Origin of the sequence: Pseudoalteromonas sp. NZS11_1 (assembly GCF_015864275.1) — a bacterium.
Classification (GTDB): domain Bacteria; phylum Pseudomonadota; class Gammaproteobacteria; order Enterobacterales; family Alteromonadaceae; genus Pseudoalteromonas; species Pseudoalteromonas arctica.
Genome location: NZ_JADYXK010000001.1, coordinates 117,345 through 137,680, shown reverse-complemented (window position 1 = coordinate 137,680; position 20,336 = coordinate 117,345). Strand labels below are relative to the sequence as shown.

At 37.2% G+C, this 20,336-nt stretch carries 11 protein-coding genes, 1 tRNA gene and 2 pseudogenes; 4 read left to right on the top strand and 10 right to left on the bottom strand.

Annotation, left to right across the window (positions count from 1 at the left end):
* Positions 1-8: 8 nt before the first annotated feature.
* From neuC to I6F44_RS00505, 10 genes and pseudogenes are all read right to left on the bottom strand, one after another.
* The gene (neuC, locus tag I6F44_RS00545; protein WP_121955238.1) at positions 9-1,163 is read right to left on the bottom strand and encodes a UDP-N-acetylglucosamine 2-epimerase; all 1,155 of its coding nucleotides are present in this window, start codon (positions 1,161-1,163) and stop codon (positions 9-11) included.
* Positions 1,163-2,317 (bottom strand): LegC family aminotransferase, encoded by a 1,155-nt coding sequence (locus tag I6F44_RS00540; protein ID WP_197173097.1) that lies wholly within the window; start codon positions 2,315-2,317, stop codon positions 1,163-1,165. Before I6F44_RS00540 ends, neuC begins: the two co-directional genes overlap by 1 nt.
* 15 nt (positions 2,318-2,332) lie before the next feature.
* A complete protein-coding gene (locus tag I6F44_RS00535; protein ID WP_121955236.1) occupies positions 2,333-3,523 on the bottom strand; it encodes a UDP-N-acetylglucosamine 4,6-dehydratase in 1,191 nt (396 codons plus the stop codon).
* A gap of 10 nt (positions 3,524-3,533) precedes the next feature.
* Positions 3,534-4,280 carry a glycosyltransferase family 2 protein gene (locus tag I6F44_RS00530; RefSeq protein ID WP_121955235.1) on the bottom strand — a complete coding sequence of 249 codons (747 nt, stop codon included), beginning with the start codon at positions 4,278-4,280 and terminating at the stop codon, positions 3,534-3,536.
* A complete protein-coding gene (locus I6F44_RS00525; RefSeq protein ID WP_197173096.1) occupies positions 4,281-5,210 on the bottom strand; it encodes an exopolysaccharide biosynthesis polyprenyl glycosylphosphotransferase in 930 nt (309 codons plus the stop codon). It abuts the gene before it with no gap.
* 10 nt (positions 5,211-5,220) lie between these two features.
* Complete coding sequence (locus I6F44_RS00520; protein WP_231612764.1) at positions 5,221-6,204, bottom strand: Wzz/FepE/Etk N-terminal domain-containing protein; 984 nt, start codon at positions 6,202-6,204, stop codon at positions 5,221-5,223.
* 90 nt (positions 6,205-6,294) lie between these two features.
* A pseudogene (locus I6F44_RS19760) lies at positions 6,295-7,371 on the bottom strand (SLBB domain-containing protein); the annotation flags it as partial.
* Positions 7,372-7,466: 95 nt separating this feature from the next.
* Positions 7,467-8,949, bottom strand: a pseudogene (locus I6F44_RS19755) (SLBB domain-containing protein); the annotation flags it as partial.
* A gap of 122 nt (positions 8,950-9,071) precedes the next feature.
* On the bottom strand, positions 9,072-9,854 hold the full coding sequence (locus tag I6F44_RS00510) for a DUF481 domain-containing protein (RefSeq protein WP_024593750.1): 783 nt from the start codon (positions 9,852-9,854) through the stop codon (positions 9,072-9,074).
* 184 nt (positions 9,855-10,038) lie between these two features.
* Positions 10,039-10,857, bottom strand: a complete 819-nt coding sequence (locus I6F44_RS00505; RefSeq protein WP_007582322.1) for a mechanosensitive ion channel family protein — start codon at positions 10,855-10,857, stop codon at positions 10,039-10,041.
* A gap of 284 nt (positions 10,858-11,141) precedes the next feature.
* On the opposite strand from I6F44_RS00505, the gene I6F44_RS00500 reads away from it, so the two are divergent.
* The 4 genes from I6F44_RS00500 (at position 11,142) to I6F44_RS00485 (ending at position 20,327) form a co-directional block, all read left to right on the top strand.
* Positions 11,142-11,217: transfer RNA gene (locus I6F44_RS00500), tRNA-His, on the top strand.
* Positions 11,218-11,699: 482 nt separating this feature from the next.
* Entirely contained in the window at positions 11,700-13,025 is a 1,326-nt protein-coding gene (locus I6F44_RS00495) for a surface lipoprotein assembly modifier (RefSeq protein WP_197173094.1), read from the top strand.
* A gap of 12 nt (positions 13,026-13,037) precedes the next feature.
* The gene (locus I6F44_RS00490; RefSeq protein WP_197173093.1) at positions 13,038-14,159 is read left to right on the top strand and encodes a FecR family protein; all 1,122 of its coding nucleotides are present in this window, start codon (positions 13,038-13,040) and stop codon (positions 14,157-14,159) included.
* Positions 14,160-14,198: 39 nt separating this feature from the next.
* The gene (locus I6F44_RS00485) at positions 14,199-20,327 is read left to right on the top strand and encodes an Ig-like domain-containing protein (protein ID WP_197173092.1); all 6,129 of its coding nucleotides are present in this window, start codon (positions 14,199-14,201) and stop codon (positions 20,325-20,327) included.
* Positions 20,328-20,336 lie beyond the last annotated feature (9 nt).

Below are 20,336 nucleotides of genomic sequence, written 5' to 3'. Positions count from 1 at the left end.
AGAGGTTCTCACTTTAAATCGTAAAAAGATTTGCTCGGCTCAAACTCTAAAGATTTGAGCATTTGAATTGCTTGAGCACTTGCATTGCCGGCGCCGTATGGGTTTATTATTATTTCGTCAGGGGCTTTATAGCGGCCTGTAACAGCCGATTCTAATGCGGCTGAAATTGCTTCTTTCGTCGCTATACAATTTAGTACACTTATAGCTGCTAAACGGCCTTTTTGTCGTACGCCTATATTGACTGTAGGCACGTTAAATGCAGGGACCTCAATAATACCACTCGATGAATTACCAATAACAACAGCGGCATTTTTTACCGTGCTCAAATAGCGCCTTTGTCCCAATGAAGGTATTGCACATACTCTATTTGGATGCTGTTTAGCATAGTCTTCAAGTATTGGGATTATACGGCGTCCACCATCGTCTGCATTGGGGTAAGTTAAAATAACTTGATAATCTTTAAACTCATCTAATGCATTGAGTAATGCCGTAAAGCTTTGCTCTGGAGGCTCTTCACCTAACGTTACTGGATGATAGGTAACAAGAAAGTAAGGCGGCTTCAAATTAAAGTTTAAAGAGTTGCCAATTTCATTGACACTCATAAAGTCACTACGTGCTAAATGATCAAGACCAATTGCACCAATATTTTTAACCCGCTCAGGCATCTCACCTAACTGAATAACACGTTGGCGATATTCTTCAGTGGACGTTCCGTGTAAATAGCTAAGCTTAGTAATGGCGTGGCGAATAGCGTCATCATATGCCCCTTCGGTGATTTCACCTCCGTGCAGGTGCAAAATAGGTATACGTAATATCATTGCGGTTTGAGCGGCTGCAAGTGCTTCAAAGCGGTCACCTAAAATAACCAGCGCATCTGGCTTTAATCTACTTAACGCGTCAGTAAAACCAAGCACACCAAGCCCCATACTTTTAGCTGTACCGACGGCAGTATCTGATGAAAGTAGAATTTCTATTTTTTCATCTATGCTAAAACCATCTTGCTCTATTTGTTTGTAGGTTTCACCAAACTCAGATGATAAATGCATGCCTGAAACTAATAGCTGTAATGTAAGCTCTGGATCACTTTGAATATCTTTTATAAGCCAGTACAGCAGTCCATACTCTGCACGAGTCCCTGTAAATACAGCTATTTTCTTTGTCATTATAACTTGCCTAAACTTTTAACTGGAGAGCTTGGTATGTTAACTAAGTGAGCTTCAATAAACTCTGAATGGTTTAAATCGCCTCGCATTGCATTTTCGAACATAGGTAGTCGATGCATTAATTGCCATATTGGTCGAGTCATTACACCATCAGCATTAGTCTGCTTTAGTAGCTTTTCTCGCTCACTGGGGTTTGGGCAAATAATTGCATTTAACCAATAGTTTGATTTTGCATAACTAGGCTCAGTTACAAATTGAAAGTCAGAGCCTTTAAAAAAGTCTAAGTATAGGCTGGCGAGATGACGTTTATTGTCGATAAATGCGGCAAGGCTTTCCATTTGCGCACAACCAAGTGCTGCATTTAGATTAGGCATACGATAATTAAAGCCCGCTTCATCATGGAAGAACTCATACGGATGAGGAACCTTAGCTGTAGTGGTTATATGCTTTGTATGCTGTCCCGTGGCTAAGGTTTTGCATAAAACCATGCCGCCGCCGCCGGTGGTAATAATTTTATTACCGTTAAAGCTAATTGCGCCAAAATCACCTAGCGTACCTGTATGCTTACCTTTATAAAATGAGCCAAGGCTTTCTGCTGCATCTTCGACTAAAGCAATCTGCCACTCATTGCACACACTGATTAGTTCATCAAGCTCAACAGGATGCCCAAATGTATGCATTGGCACTACTGCCTGAAAGCGCTGTTTTGTTTTTTTATGTATCGGTCCCGATTCGGTTAATACGGCATGTTGCTCTAAAAATGTAGACAATGCTTTAGGGCATAAACCTAAGCTGACGGGTGATACATCAACAAACGCAGGCTCAGCCCCCATATGATGTACTGCATTACATGTTGCTACAAAAGTTAGAGCTTGAGTAATAACGATATCGTTACTTTTAACACCTGCCATATATAATGCTGCATGTAATGCTGCAGTACCATTTACAGTAGCAACTGCTTTTGGCACTCCGGTATAAATTTCAATATGTTTTTCAAAGTCATCTACAAACTTACCAACACTTGAAACAAACGTACTGCTAATTGTTTCAGATACATACTTTTGTTCATTTCCTGAAAAAGTTGGTGCGTGTAGAGGAATAAACTCATTAGTTTGGTAAAGATCTTTTACAAATGAAACAAGCTGTTTAGTCATAATATATCTACCTAATTACATTTTACCATCAAGGTATTTGCCTGTTTCTTTATGCCCAAAATCAGGAATCATTTTAAAGAAAAGCGAGACAATTTCGTTTTTTGTCCAAGACTTATCCGCTTTCATTTGCGCAATAGCTTCTTCAAACTTAGCTAATAAAGTTTGCTCAAATATAGCGTCATTTTTAATAATGCCTAAATTTTCGAAGCGTTCCATGTCTAATGTTTCACTGTCAGTAAAAAATTCTTCAAAGTCTTTCTCACCTGTAGTGTCACTTTCAGTAAACAAACATGGCCACTTCCCTTGAGCTGGTAGAGTTTTTACTAGTTCACGTGCTTCGTCTTCCGTTTTACATAAAACAGGCTCAAAACCACGTTCTTGAAGGTATTTAATAGCAATATCAGCGAAGGTAATTAAGTGCAAAGCTTCACTTAACTTCGGAAAGAAAATGTCTCTATTTTCACCAAAGATACACGACATTAAACATAGCTCACCTGATTCTTGTGGTGTAACAAAGTAACGTTTTATATCACTAGGAGCGACAATTGGTTGTTGTTTTTGTATACGCTGGTTAAAGCCATGTAATAATGAACCGTCAGAAAAAGCAACGTTTGCAAATCGAGCTGTAGAAATAGCAATGTCTTTGCTTTTACGCATTAAAAACATTTCCATAATACGTTTTGATGCACCCATCATATTGACTGGGTTAGCTGCTTTATCAGTAGAGACACAAAAATATTTTTTTGCACCACAATCAATTGATTGCTGAATTGTTTTATCAGTGTTGAATACATTTACGTCGATCATACGCATTAATGTAAATGGGTCTTTTTCACTACGAACATGTTTAAGTGCAGACAAGTTCAATACATAATCATATTGGCCATCTGCTTTTATAAATGCATCATACTCAACTGAGCCAATATCAAGTGCGAATGTTTGAAAGTCACCCTCTATATAACCAAACGAGCTACGAACATCGCGAACCAACTCAACCATGTTATTTTCACTAATATCAATAACATGAAGCTTTTTTGGATTACGTTTGAAAATTTCTTTTGTTACGGCTTGGCCTATTGAGCCTGCTCCACCTAGTACAAGAAATTTTGAATTTGAGACTATTTCAGATAATTTCAGCTCGTTAATTGCTATGTCACTTTTAAATAAAAGTTCTGTTCGTCCAATTAGCTTAAGTATGTTTTCCATCATGGTTCGCTTATTTCTTGTATTTTAGGTAGCCCTTTAAGGCATAGATCACAAAATGTTTTAAAGACTTGATAACGCTTAACTGCTCTACTTCTCTATATAAACGCCATTGCCACTTTAACATTTCAGCTTTATTACTACTCATACCTACATCAACTCGGTAGTGAGCTAGTGACTCTTGTAGACCAACAGCTTTAGGAGTTAATTTAAGAATATGTAGCCACAGGGCCATATCTTGTCGCTTTCGAATTGTAGGCATGTATTGCTTACCTATCGCTTGGCAATCATAAATAGCTGTTAGGCAACCAATTACATTACTATTGAGTAGCTCGTTATATGTTATTTCAGCTGGAGGAATAATCTCGCCTAGTAGCTTTTTATCACCAGTAAATTTTTGGTAGCCCGTGTATGAAAAAGGCACGTTGTTATTCTGCATAAAGCTTATTTGCTTGCTTAGCTTTTCGTGCACCCATAAGTCATCAGAATCCAGAAAAGCAATATACCGACCTTTAGCTCTTAATATTGAATCATTTCTAGCTACGCCTGCACCACCATTATTACTTTTTTCAACTAGTCGAATACGCGGTTCATTTATAGCGTATTGTTTAACAATAGCAACCGTATTATCTTTAGAGACATCATCAGTAATTAACAACTCCCAGTTTTGGTATGTTTGTGATAGTACTGAATTAATGCTTTCCTCTATAAACCTCTCTGCGTTATATGAAGGCATTATTATAGAAACTAATTCTTGCATTTAACGCCCCATACCAAAAATGACCACTTTGATAGTCTTAATCATAATTTTTAAATCAACAAAAGTACTATGGTGCTTAATGTAGTGAATGTCATATTTGTGTTTCCAAACAGCATCCTCAACTGAAGCCCCGTAAGGGTAGCTTATTTGTGCTAGACCAGTAATACCTGGTTTTACAGCATGTCTAAAGCGATAATATTTTATAACTTTTTCTAAATCACTTATAAAGACTTCACGCTCAGGTCTAGGTCCCACCATCGACATTTCACCTCTCAGTACATTAATAAACTGAGGCAGTTCATCTATTCTTGTTTTTCTGATGAACCTTCCAATTTTAGTTATTCTATTATCATTCTTTTTAGCCCATTGAGCCCCGCTTGCTTCTGCATCAGAGTACATCGAGCGAAATTTTATTACTTTGAACTCTTCGTTGTATTGACCTGTTCTTTTTTGTTTATAAACAACAGGTCCTTTGCTTTCTATTTTTATTAAGATAGCTGTTATTAAAATTATAGGTAGGGTAATAATCAGTAAAAAAATTGCACTGATTATATCAATTACTCTTTTAGCTATTTGTGTTCTTTTCGTAGATAAAATAGTAAATGCTTTTTGATGCAAAAAATAACTGCTTTGAAGTAATTGAACTTCGGTAAAGCCCATTCTTCTATCTAAATAACTAACTAAAGGCTCAACCCAGGCACCTAATTCGGTTGCTTTAACAAGGTAATCTTTTTCCCACTTTTCAAAGCTAGCACTTTCAAAATGACAAATAACTTTTAGACTAAAATTTTTAACAGAATAATCATTTAATATTGCTTCAAAGCCATATTTATTAATAATGCTTTTGATTTCGCCCTCTCTATATTGAGGACAATAAACATAAATGCGCTGCTGTTTTAAAACTTGTTTATTGGATTTGAATCTTTTCACGAAAAATTACCTATGAATTTGAACTTCTCTTTTCAGAGCCTTTGACTAAATACCTAAGAGAAACAATAAACACTCCAATTATTCCACCTAATAAAGCACCTAAGATACATATAAGAGCACGACTAGGCTCGGCTTTTTTTTCAGGAACTATGGCAGCATCGACTGTTTTAAATACATATTCGTCTCTAACATTAGCGAACATTATAGTTTTTGCCTGCTCTTCAATAAGTCTGTACAAAACTGATTTCATATCTGAGATGTTAGTTTCTTTTAACTGCTCAACTAAAAATGCAGTACTTTTTTCAGCCTCAGATACATCACGTACTTTCATGACTTTATTGATGTCTTCAACCAGCCAGTCTGCCCATTGTTTAGCTATATAAGGGGATATATGCTTTACTGATAATATAAGCATTCCAGTCACTTCATTTTCACTAATATTTACTATATCTTTAAATATTTCATGAGCTTCTAATGGAGAAGGTCTTGCCTTGAAAGGTAAGCTTACCTCTCGAATCCAAGTGTCTGTGTCATGATCATAAATATCAGAATCATAAGTAATTTTATTACTCGCTAAGTTCCATGATTTAGCAGCCATCAGATCTGCTAATATATTATGGTTTTGAATAAATTCAGCACTAAACTGCCTAGATTTAAGAATTTCAATAGCTAGTAACTTACTATTAGAGCCAGCGTTATCTCCTAACTTAACGCCTGGTAAGCTAGCTATACCGCCTAGTTGGCCAACAATTGAAGATAAGCCACCACCACTATCTTGCTCTGCAGAAGTTAATAAAACCTCCGACTTGTAAATATTAGGTAGGCTTAAGGAGTACACAACTGAAAAAGTGGTAAATATTATAGAAATAAAAATAATTTTAAATTTCTCTTTCCACAATGTTATGAATAACTCCCTCAAGTCAATCTCATCATCAAGTGATGCTTTTGTCTCTACCAAAGTGCTTTGCTCATCTAAAGCCATTTTGTTACGCATTTAAATCTCTTTATAAATACTTTTATCTTACTCATACACAATGTCCTTATAAAACAATCTGTATTAACTTTTTAGTTAAAATTAGTACAACTAAAGACTACCAATCGCTGCGACTGCTACGCCTAGCTGGTAAAGTATCTGCGTTGCAGTACTCCAAAGCGTTAGCTTATCCATATGACCTGTATCCATTGGTATTACTATTGTGTCGCCTGGTTCTAATTGGTCTGTATTATTTGCTGCAAACCACCCACCCTTATTAGGAATTGTAACCGAGCCATTTGCTTTTATGATGTAAATTCGGTCTTCGTCAGCTCGCTCTTTTAAGCCACCGCTGAGCTCAAGGTAGTCATTTACATTTACCCCTGCTTTAAATAAATGTGTTGTTGCGTAATTAACTTCGCCTACTACGCTAATTGAGTCGCGCTTGCTTGGGACATAAAGTGCATCGCCATCTTGCAGTACTAAGTTTTGGTGGTTTTTAACAATTAATGGTAGATCGATAACTAAACGCCCTACTGCTTCTGCACTGGCGAGATCGCTAAGTAGCTTATTCATTTCGTCGTATGAAAGTGCATTACTACCTACAGAATCCTGAAAACTTTTTGCAGCTACATCACGGCGCAGCTCGTTAGCTAAACGTGCTAATTGCTTTTGCTCTTGTTGTTTTACTGACTGGCGAATAAACACTGCAGCCTTTTGCTCAGCAAAGTTGCTAAAACCACCTGCACGCTCTAATAAGTTACTCAAAGTTTCGCCTCGGCGAATGGTATAAGTACCTGGGAACTTAAACTCTCCCTTTAAGGTTACTTTTACGTTTTCTTGCCAATTTGGAATTGTAAATACATTCAGGCTGTCTTTACTTTGTAGTTTAATACGGTTTTTTGTATTACCGCTCATTGCTTGGGCAAAGTTTATTTTTAAATGTTCAACCTTTGAAGAATCACCATCAATCATGCGAGTAATTTCGGCTTGTTTGGTATAAGCCGATTCAAGTAGGCCGCCCGCGGCGGTCACAAGGTCTGCCACATCCCCACCAATGGTTAGTGGGTAAACACCTGGGTAAGTAACACTACCGTTAACTTCTACTAGCTGGATGGCTTGTTCAGTAGAAGCTTGGCGTTTAAGTTTTTCAATTATAGGTGTTAGTATGTTGTGACGACTAAAAAATGTATAACGTTTAAGATCTAGCTTATTAATTTTACCTTCGGTTATCTGTTCAATGGAGTTGCCTTGGCCGCTTTTGAGCTTGGAGTTATTCACTACACCAACGTATTTTTCAAATTCTTTTTGCTCAAACTTATGCCACTGTTCTGCTTTTTGTTGCTGCTCTTGCTGATCCTGGCTAAGAGCCATATTTGCTAATGCAGAAAGCTCGGCTTCTTTTTCTTCAAAACGGCTAAATACAACAATTTTGTCATTGCTTTGAAGCTGTAAGTCATTCTCTGAATTTTTGATAATAGCTTGGGCTACATCGAACTGATGAGCTTCTATGTCACCATTTATATTGATTTCACGAATTACGAGTCCGTAGCTTAAATCTGCTTGTGGTAGTAAGTCACCACGCACTGATTTAAGTACATCTGAAATATGTTTACCTTGGTGCCATTGATAATTACCAGGACGCGAAACTGCACCGATTAAGCTTATTGAATTTTGATATTGAGAACTAACTGAATTGAAGCGAATACTGTCGCCATCTTGTGGAATATAATTAATTTGAGATTTTGAAAAGTCTACTGACAATACTTCTTTACGATCGAAGTTGAAGCGTTCTACAATTACGCTTTTGGCGTATGCCTTTGGTTTAAGACCTCCTGCCATAGCTAACAATTGCTTAGCTGACTCACCTTTTTTAAGTTCAAATATAGCAGGGCGTTTAACTGCACCTTCAACTGTTACTTGAGCGCCAACTGAAGGTATAAATACAGCATCGCCCGGTTTTAATACGATGTCGTTGCTGCTATCGCCATTAATAAGTAAATCGTAAAGGTCAAAATTTGCTACAACCTTGCCTGCGCGTTTAACTTGAATATTACGAAGAGAAGCAATATCAGACACGCCACCGCTTACAAATAATGCGTGCGAAACGGTTGTTAATGATGAAACACTGTAGCTACCTGGCTTGTAAGCCTCTCCTAGCACTAAAATACGCATGCTACGAAGCTGACCAAGCGATACAAACGCTTTTACACCTATTACCTCTTGCTCTACTTTTACTTTTACTAATTCTTTAATTTCAGCAAAGGTCAAACCGGCCACTTCTACAGGGCTTAAATCTGGAATACTAATACGTCCTTCACGGTCAACTATGACTTCAAAACTGTCACTTTCTTTGCCATAAAAGTTTATTTTTAATTCATCGCCAGGGCCCACAATATATGTATCTGGTACTGCGGCATTTTCGCTTGGCATAAATGTAGTTGGTTCACCTGCAAACAATTCGTAACCGTACGGCTTTAATTCGTCTGTTTTTGGTTTAAAACGCTCTTCATCTGTAAGCTTTTCTTTTTCGGGTTCTGCGCGCTCACCAATACTATTTTGCTGCTGTGTATTATTTTGATTATTAGATTGGTTTGTACCAGTGATCGTTGCTATATCAACACCGTACTGTTTTGCGAGGGCTTCTTGTTGAGCTTTAGGTAACTTTTTAAATTGCTCAATTTGAGACGCTGTTGGCGTAAAAGCCAAAGTACTAAAACTACAAAGTAGAATAAAAGCACTAATAAATTGTGTAAAAACTTTCACGAGTAGGTATATCCCTAGGTCTACAACCAAAATTGGTGGCTATAATACCTTAATTTTAGGCAAATAAAAAAGGGACTTTCGTCCCTTTTGTCACTTTAGTGTCATTAACTTAGTTACATTGGTTAAAAACTGTAAACCAGAGTAAATGATGTTTCTGTGTCAGTGCTTTCTTTGTCGTCAGCAACATCTGAGTTGTTAGTGACATTAAAAGCGACTTTCATTTGTAATGAGCCGTTTATTTTTGCAAGCAATGCAGTTTCTGAACGAGTTTTAGTGTTTGTATCACCATACTCTACAGCAACTAATTGAGTAAAACGTGCACTCTCAGAAATTTGCCAGTTGTAATCTAATTTACCTAAGGCAATTACTTCGCCTTCAAACTCGCCAGCAAGAGAGTTACCGTTATCATCAATTTCAGAGCTGTCATCTGGGTATTCAAAATATTTATAACCAGGACCAACTTCGGCACTTAACCACATTGTTTTTTCGTTTAATAAACGTAAACCGTAACCTGCAGAAATTACTGACTCACTTCTATATGCTCCAAAATAATCTGAAACGTGTGAACCATAAATGAATAGATGAGAATGATCTTCATTTAATTTGTAATTACCTTGCGCTGAAATCGAGTACTTTTCATTAGTGCGCTGCTTATTTTTGTCGCCATTAGCATCTTCAACTTCATCTTCTTTATAGATGCCGTCTAGTTTGTATTCGTTGTTCCAGTTTTCAAGGTTGTGCTGTACTTTAATACCACCTTTGAGTGTGGTCGTTTCTGTATTACCACTTGTGATAATAGCACCAAGTTCACTGGTAACTTCCCACGTTTTTTGATCTGCGTCTGCAGCGAATGCATTTGTTGCAGCAGATGCTGCAACTAAAACTGATAAAAGCTTTAATTTCATTAAAAATAACCTTTGTATAAATGTATATCTATTTTATTAAAGCGTTACTTGTTAGAGCAAGCAAAACAGCTAAGTAATAATGTAAAAAATTTCATGCAGCAAATACTGCATGAAATTTTATTTCTAATAGCCGCTTTATCACTACAACAATTAAAGATAACTTTAATTAAATAACTATTTAAAATTAGTCTTGCTTGTGTAAATGAACATCCATTTGTGGAAATGGGATTGCAATATTTGCATCATCTAATGCAATTTTAATATTTTCCATTAATGACCAGTAAGTAGGCCAGTAATCAGCAGCGTTAACCCAAGGGCGAACAACAAAGTTTACGCTAGAATCACCTAGCTCAGATACAGCTACTGTATAAGCTGGGTCTTTAAGTATGCGTGTTTCTGCATCTAATACAGATTTTAATACTTCTTTTGCTTGACGTAAATCAGCATCGTAACTAACACCAATAACTAAATCGATACGGCGAGTAGACTCACGCGAGAAGTTAGTAATAGCGCCTGACATTATTTGAGAGTTTGGTACGATGATTACTTTATTATCTGGAGTACGAAGTTCAGTTGAAAATATTTCGATTTTCTTAACAGTACCCATTTTATTACCGGCTTCAACAAAGTCACCAGACTTGAATGGGCGAAGTAAAATAATAAGTACGCCTGATGCGAAGTTAGATAATGAACCTTGTAATGCTAAGCCAACAGCTAAGCCTGCAGCACCTAAAATAGCAATGAACGAAGTTGTTTCAATACCAATTTGCGAAAGTGCCATTAAAATAGTAACAGCAAATACAAGTGTGTACACAATGCTTGAAACAAACGACCCTACAGCTTTATCTACTTTCTTTTTAGCAAAACCTTTTTCAGTTAAGTTAGAACAAAACTTAGCGATACGACTACCAAGTAAAAAGATAACAAGCGCAACAACAGCTTGTATACCGTAGTGTAAGATTAGGCCTGAGTTATCGTTAAGCCAATTAAGTACTGAATCCATATTTACTCCAAATGTTTTTTATTAAGCGTTTTCCGAGCATTATTATACATTAATTTACAATTTATTCTCATAGAATAATGAATTAATACTATTAAAGTCGCCTGTATTCGATTTTTCGCGAAGGTTATGAGACAAATATGTTACCTAATCCCCGTAAATACTAGCTGTCCAACACTGATTAAATTTGTTTATTTAAATTATTTTAATTTATTTCACTTTTAGACTTCACAACATTTATTATTTTATGTATTATGCGCGCCACACCAAACAAGGTGTGTGTAGTGGCGGTTGTAGCTCAGTTGGTAGAGCCCCGGATTGTGATTCCGGTTGTCGCGGGTTCAAGCCCCGTCAATCGCCCCACTTTTTCTCCTAGTAATACCCTTATTATATTTTAATAATTCCCCTAAATTATATTTTTTAATATTCTATACAGCATACCTAAGCTTTGTTACCCAAATTAATTAATATTTTAAGCTAAATTAGTTTATCAGCAACCTCTCCCTTTTTAATGAGTTTAACTTGAAGATTTATTAAGCAAGTATTTAGCCTGCAATTAAATAACATTTATTTAACTAATGTGATTGCATTGGCTGTACTTAAGTACAAAAAGTGCTAGATTTCTAGTACTAATACCAACCTGCATAAATATTTGAGCAACTTAACGAATTAAATTTCACTAAAACGTTGTTAAAATTTTTTTATTTAGAACAACTAGATACAAAAATTTTCGCCTAGTTCTAGCGTGATTTTCTTAACGTTAAATAGACCTCACATATAAGCAGATTGGTATAACATCACTTTATTACAAAACATCAAACTTCCTATGGGATATAAAATTAAGCATGATTAAACAGCTTTTAAGAAATTTACTATGTAGTTATTTGGCCTTAATAAGTTTTAGCTTATTGGCTCAAAGCAATGATGAATATGATAATCTATTGATTGAACTGCAAAAATTAGTTTCTGAAAAGAAATATACTCAGGCTTACGAAAAAAGTAACAGTGAATTTCAATACTTAGGTGAGCCTGTTTATGATTTTTTACTTGGGGTTTCTGCGCTTAAAACAGGAAATGCGGCACGTGCTGTATTTGCTTTTGAACGCGTGGTTGAAAACAACCCTAGATGGTATGAAGCTCGCTTGTACTTAGTTCGTGCTTATTTAACCGTTAATAATTTACCTGCTGCCGATACCCAAGCTTTAATACTGATTAACTCACCTAATACACCTAATAACATAAAGTCTTCGGCACAGTCGTTACTTGATACAACCACACTTAAAAAGCAAGAAGCTGGACGTTCTTATAAGCAAAATATTGAGCTTGCCCTTGGCGTTGATGGCAACGTAAATGCGGGTACGGCAGAAAATACGATTATAATCCCTAATATTGGTGAATTTTTATTATCGCCAGAAAGTAAAAGTACGCAAGACAACTATGCGCGACTAAATTACAGAGGAAAGTACTCTCACCCTATAGATCAGAAAAGTTTAATCACTTTGAGTGTTAATACCGGGTGGTACAAGTTTGCAGAACTCAGCCAATACGATCGTATAAATGCGCATATTAATGCTGCCTATCAATATAAACAAAATGACATAAGTTGGTTTGCACAAGTATCGACGACTCCATTAATGCTTGATGGCGATCTTTATCGTACTGAATCAGCTTTAACAGCAGGTGCTAGTTATAAGCTGAATAAACAAGTTAATTTATTTAGCTCTGCGACTGCGGGTGTTTTAAATAATAGATTTGATGAAAAGCTCAATAATTCGTTTTATGCAATAAACGCAGGAGCTAGCTATGCAACTAAGCAATGGTTTCAAAGTTTAAGTGTTAACGCTAAAAATGAAGAAGCCGATATTACTGAAGGTGAATTTAATAGCCGTAATATTACGAGTTTGTACTACCAAGTGAACACTCAACTAGCTCAACATTGGCAGTTGTTATCTCTTGCTGGATACCAATGGATTAATTATAAAGATGATCACCCTTTATTTTTACAAGAACGTGCCGATAACCTCTTTATGCTCTCAACCACTGTTCGCTATTTAGTTAATCGTGATTTAGCAATACAGTTGGCTGCCAACTATCAAGATAAATCCAGTAATATTTCTTTATTCGAATATGACCGTTTAGATATCAATTTAAGCGCTTCTTACTCATTTTAATTTAAGGTATTTATGAAACATTTACTCCCTGTAATTACCACTTTACTTTGTGTAAGTTTTTATACACAAGCAAATGATCCTGCTGGTAAAACTATTTTAGCGCGAGGCTCTGTACTAGCGGTTGATGGAAGCTCTGAACAACGACGGCAGTTGCAGCGCAGAGATACCGTTTTTGGTGTAGATCGCATTACGACCGGAGAGAAAAGCAAAGCGCAATTTTCAATGTCGGATGGTGGTTTAATCGCTTTAAAAGAAAATTCAGAACTAAATATTGCTAACTACGAATTTGATGATAATACCCAACAAGGTTCTGCTTCTATTGAGTTACTTAAAGGTGGTTTACGCTCTATTTCGGGTGTGATTAAAAAAAATGGCGGCTCTTATAATGTAAAAACCCCCGTTGGCTCTATTGGTATACGTGGAACACATTTTGAAGTTCAGCTCGTTGAAGGCAATGTGTTTTTAGCTGTATGGGATGGCGCAATAGATTTAACTTTAGAAAATAATAGCGTGGTTTCTTTGGGTGATAACGAGGCATTTTCGTTTGCACAAATTACAGCCTCTGGTGAAGTATTAAAAACGACGCGTGCAGCACGTGTGTTTGATCAAAATATAGTAACGATCGACCCTAAAGATGACAACGAAGAAGAGACTGAACAAGCATCTGTAACTGAAGTTGAAGTAAATGCTTTTGAAGCAGATACAGATACTATGGATATATATTCTGAACAACAATTTCAAACAGTTAGCAGCGCATCTTTAGTCGATCAAATAGCTCAGCGCCAAGGTGTATTTAACTATGAAGCATCAAGCTTTAATGTAAATTCGAGTGTGGGTGCTGTTACTGACTTTGCTATGACTATGGCCGTTGATTTTGATAATGGCACAGTGCCTGATGGCGAAATTAGTTTTAATGACGCGGGCGGAAATTGGTATGCGGCTTACAGCGGTTTAATAAATTTAAGCGAACTTGACTTAGCCGTTACATTTGCATCCCATGGCAACAATAAAGCCGAGGGCGATGTTGATGCAATATTTTTGAATGACTTAGACAACATTACTGGCAACTTTAATCTTAACGAAATAAATAATCCTGATGTAAATGCTAGCGGTTCTTTTAAATTAGAACCATAAACACATTGGATACAAAGCTTTTATTATGGAGTATTTAAAATGACAGCAAAAAATATATTTTTGCTTGGTTCTATGGTGTTTTTGTTAAGTGCCTGTGGAGGCTCAGAAGAAAGCCCTGCTCAAGAGACAATACAATCACCTACGGCTGAAGTAGTAACGCCAACGGTGACTAGCTATATAAATTTAGCTGGTGTTATAGCGAGTAATCAAACCAAGAATACAAAAGTTTTAGGTGCTGTCACTTCAAGTAGAGGAGTAGTTGGATCAAGCATAGCTAATACACGCGCTAATATTGTTTTTTCACAAACAAACGAAACTGTGCAAGGCAACGTTTCTTTTTTACTTGAAGCTTCGGATACTGATGGCATTGCTGAAGTTAATTTAGTGCTCCCTAGTGTCAATAAAAGCATATCACTGTGTTCTTCTGATTGTGGTTTTGACTACGAAAAATCAATTATAGGCCTCAGCCCTGCACTTTATGGTGTAACTCCAGGAGAGATACGCCTAGAAATATGGATAACTGACACTTTAAATAATCAAGTCCTTGCTGATGCAATTACTTTTAACTGGCAACCATATCAAATTGAAGGTGTTACAGCTCAGCGAGACGAAGATAATATTAATCTTTCGTGGCAAGCTAACCCCGAACTTAATCGTTATAACGTTTATATTGCAACTCAAGCTGGAGTTTCATCTACTAATATTAATGAATTAGAAAACGGGCAACAATTTTTAAGTATTCAAGATACTGCATTAAGCATTACCGAGTCACTTACAGATAAAAGTTATCAAGTACTTATTACCGGTATTGATGGCAGTGGTGAAAGTGGCTTTGCTAATATAATAAACATAGCACCAGTGGGTGGAGAGCTTGCATTTGCACCAGAAGCTAATACCGATCAATTTCAGATAAATGAAGATCAAACCCTGCAAGGCAACGTTCTAACAAATGATACGAATCAATACAGTGGCGATTTACGTGTAAATGCAGATGCATTAATTCTACCGCAGCATGGCACCATTAATATAAATGAAAATGGGGATTTTACTTATATCCCTATTGCAAACTTTAATGGTGAAGATGCCTTTAGCTATCAAGTTGCTAACGAGCTAGGTATGACAGATACCGCAGTTGTAGAGATAACTATTTTAGCTGTTAACGACGCCCCTATTGCGCTTGATAATACTTATAACATTACAAACAATGGAACCTTAGTTGTCCTATCGCCTGGCTTACTTATTAACGATAGCGATATTGATTTAGATAACTTAACTGTTGATACAACGCCTGTTAGCGAACCGACAAGAGGACAATTAACCCTTTTTGATAATGGTAGCTTTGAATACCAAGGCGAGCAGAACATGCAAGGCCAAGACAGCTTTCAGTATAGAGTTGTTGATGCACAAGGTGCTCAGGCTATTGCAAATGTAACTATTGTAAGCTCAAACACTAACGTAGCCCCTGTAACAAAAAATGATAGCTATAGTTTAAGCGAAGATGAAACACTTGTGGTTACAGCAGCCAATGGTGTGCTTAGTAACGATACTGACCCAAATAATGACAGTTTTTCAGTCGATGAAACATTTATTGTGGCACCAACACATGGCCAACTATTATTAGCAATTGATGGCAGCTTTAGTTATGTGCCGGATGCTAATTTTAATGGTGTTGATCAATTTCAATATCAAGCTATCGACTCATTAGGTGCAACCTCTACAGCCACAGTAACTTTAGTAATAAACAGCGAACCCGATAGCCCTGTCGCACAAAATGATACCTATCAATTTAGTAAAAATAAACTATTTGAAGTAACAGTACAAAATGGCTTATTAATTAACGATTTTAATATTGAGGCTGGCGATTTATCAGTTAACACCACGGCAATCAATGCAACTCAAAATGGCGAGCTTACATTAAAAGTTGATGGTTCATTTACCTACCAACCAGACTTAGGTTTTATTGGTGTAGATAGCTTTACTTATTCAATTTCAAATGAGCAAGGCTTAACTGCAACAGCTCAAGTAACATTAAGTGAAAGCGGCGTTAATACTTTTCCAGAAGCCAATAACGATCAATTTACGTTAGACGAAGACAGCTCTGCATCTTTATTAGACGTGCTAGCTAACGACACTGATGCAGATGGCGATACGATTAGTATTTCGAACATAGAAAATATTGCTGGAGAAGCGACTATTGTCGCCGGGAAAATACAGTTTACTCCACCAGCAAACTTTTCAGGTGAGATAGTACTAACTTACACCATTACGGATGGCTATAGCACTGATAATGAAGGTATAAACGACAGAACAGCAAGTGTGACGATTACCGTGACACCCGTCAATGATGCCCCTACTGCAAATACTGATTCAGCAACGATGAACGAAGATGCTCCTGCGTTATTAGTTAACGTACTAGCTAACGACTCCGACATTGATGGCGATACTCTTACAATAACAGCTGCTACTGCAGATGTAGGTTCTGCATCTGTTGTTGATAATAAAATCCAATACACGCCTGCCGCTAATACAAATGGAACAGCAATTATTAGCTACACAATAAGTGATGGTAATGGTGGTACTGCAACTACAAACTTATCAATAATTATTACTCCTGTAAACGATACTCCTATTGCAAACGCAGACTCAGCGACAGTAGATGAAGATGCAGCGCCAATACTAATAAACGTATTGGCAAATGACTCTGACGTGGATGGTGATAGCCTCACTATCAGTGCAGCCTCGGCAGATACGGGTTCGGTCTTAGTAGTTGGCAATCAAATTCAATATACACCGGCAGCCGACGACAATGGCGTAGCAACAGTTACTTATACTGTAAGCGATAGCAGCGGTGGTGACAGTACAACAACGTTAACTATCACTATTACCCCCGTAAACGATGATCCAATAGCAAACGCCGATTCGGCTACCATGGCTGAAGATGCAGCGCCGATACTAATAAACGTATTGGCAAATGACTCAGACGTGGATGGCGATAGCCTCACTATCAGTGCAACCTCAGCTGATATTGGTTCGGTCTCAGTAGTTGGCAATCAAATTCAATATACACCGGAGGCTAACTCAAATGGACTCGCAACTGTTGTTTATACGGCAATTGATAGCAACGGTGGTGCCAGTACAGCAACACTATCTATTACTATTACTCCCGTAAACGATGAACCCATTGCAAATGCCGACACGGCGACTATGGATGAAGATGCTGCGCCGCTACTCATTGATGTGCTGATTAATGATACAGACGCTGATAGTGATAGCCTAAGCATAACAGCAGCGTCAGTCGATAGCGGTTCAGTATTCGTTGTCGATAACAAACTACAGTACACACCGGCTGCAAATAACAACGGTATTGTTGTTGTCAGTTATACTGTAAATGATGGGAATAACGCTACAGATACTGGTAGTTTATCAATTACGATTACTCCTATTAACGATGCTCCAGTTGCGTCAAACCAAGGTTTTAATATTAGCGAAAACGCAACCGATGGTGACACTATTGGGACTGTTAGTGCCTCAGACATTGAGAACCAAAATTTAAGTTACACCCTACTCAGTGGTGCTCCCATATTCGAAATAAATAATGATTCTGGCTTATTAACTGTAAAAGGTGAAAGCCCGTTTGATTTTGAAACAACTCCTCAGTACATATTGAGCCTAGCTATTACTGACGACGGTACGCCTAACGAAACAACTACTATTAATATAATAATTGATGTCACTGATGATGCGGAGTCTCTAGTTCCTGTTGAAGATGAAACATTTGGTCGTCCTATAACAGGTGAACTTGAGCTTTCGGGTGTTTTTTCAAGTGGTGAATTTAATGACAGTATTGAGCTAAATAATAACCTTTACTTTGTAGGTTTTAGTAATAACAGCGACAAAGATATTGTTATTGCTTCCTATACAACGAGTGGTGTAATAAATACAGCATTTAACAGTGATGGCGTTAAAGTATTAGATTTAGAAAATGATGAAGAAGCAACTGCTATTATCTCTGATGGTGCAAGCCTCTTTGTTGCTTACACTAGTTTTGATGGCACAAATACCGAAGCATGTTTGTTGAAAATGAATACCGCTGGCGTATTAAGTAATAACTCTGGAGATAATAATTCAGGTATTCACTGTACCGCATTAGCAAGCACTCTCGTTATTAATGACCTTGAGTTTAGCGACAATAAAATTCAAGCTGTTGGTAAGTCATTTAATGGTAACGACGACGATAGCTTATGGATAAAATACGATATATCTACACTCGCTTATGAAGCCGGAAGCCCTAAAATTGTCGATGTGAGCGGTGCTAATAGAGATGACGAAGCGTTTGCTATTAAAAACTTTAATAGCTCTGATCTTATGGTTGCCGGCAGTGTAACAAGTGCAACTGGCGATAAAGACGTACTTATTCGTTATTTAATTTCTGATGGTGAAAACAACGGAAGTTTTAATGGTAGCGCAGCATTATCGTTCGACTTGTCTGAGAATAATAAAGATGACGAATTATTTGCAATTGGCGGTGCTAAAAACACCGACTTTACAGCTTTTGCAGGTGGTTACATAACTCGTAACAGTGGTGAAAAAGAAGCCGTGGTTTTGGCTATTGATAAAACGGGTACTCTTATAACGAGTTTTGGTGATGCAGGTACTGCTATTTACGATATTGATGGTAACGGTGGTGCAGGTAATGGTGGCGCGAACGTAACAGGCGTAAAATACGAGCCAATTAAAAATGGAATTACTTTATCTGGCACTACCGGTGTTTCAGCTAACGAAAAGTTATTTTCTGCCCGTATTTTAACTTCAGACGGCTCACTTGATAGTACTTATGGTGCATCAGGTATTAATATCATTTCAGATATCAATGGAAAACAATTTGCCAAATCAGCAACTATAGATGCTAATGATACTGTATGGATATCGGGTGTTGTTGACGACTCAACCACCAAACCATTTGTTGCTGCAGTTGACGAGCAAGCCACATTATTTACCAACTTTGCAGACGTTGGTTATCTTGCTTTTGATACTATAAGCGCAGAATCTGACGATCAATCAATGCACGTTTTACAACTTAGCAATGACCCTCATGCCGGTAAGTATATTCTTGCATCAACGGCTAAATCGGACTCAATTACTAAGTTAGTATTAACACGCTTTACGAGTGCGGGTGCTATCGATACTAGCTTTAGCGAAAGTGGCCATAAAGAAATTGCCATAGATTTAAGCGCATCTAATATAGCGTTGGTTGAACACAATAGCGGAAGCTTATTTATTGCGGGATCTAAAAGTAAAACTGACGGTGAAGAGGGCTTTATAGCTAAAGTTGATCAAAATGGTGATTTAGATACCTCATTCGCCAGTGATGGTATTTACTATACTACTATTTCAGGTGCTGAAAAGCTTAACTTAACTGATTTAGCACTTCATGATGGCGACATTGTTGCAGTTGGCTCTGTAGTTATAGCTGATACTCCTAGCTCGTTTATCATGATGCTAGATTCTGACGGTACACTTGACGATAACTTTGGTAGTAATGGAACAATTATAGGAATACCTTTTGAATATTATGAAAGTGTTTTTATTAATGATGATAATATTTTTATTGGTGGTAAATCTGTATCAGGTGCCAGTTCAGAATTAGTAGCATTAAAGCTCGACTCCGACGGCGAGCAAACCTACAAATACACAGGTGAAACAACCACTGATACCGAGAATAAAATGGTAAAAGTTTTAGTCGACGAATCAAATAAATTATATTTAATTGCAAACATTGTAGATACGCCTAATAAAGCCAGTATTACGCGATTACTTGCATCCGGAGTAATTGATGACAGCTATCCGTTAGGCCAATACGCGTTAACTTCAACGGGGGATACCGAAGTAAAAAGTGCCGTTTTTGATAGCAACAACAATATCGTTTTAGTTGGTATGGGCAATAATAAAGGTATGTTGGCACGTATTTTAGCTGATGGCACAATTGACGATACGTTTGGGGCGAATAGCAGTGGATTTTATGAAGCAAACCAATGTACCAGTACACATGTATTTACTTCAATCATCTTACAAAATGACACCCAAGTTGTTGTAAGCAGCACCTGTAATGACACTAACTCTAACAATGTTAGTATTTCTAAATTCAATTTTGTAGAAGATGGAGCTTAGCCTTAAATT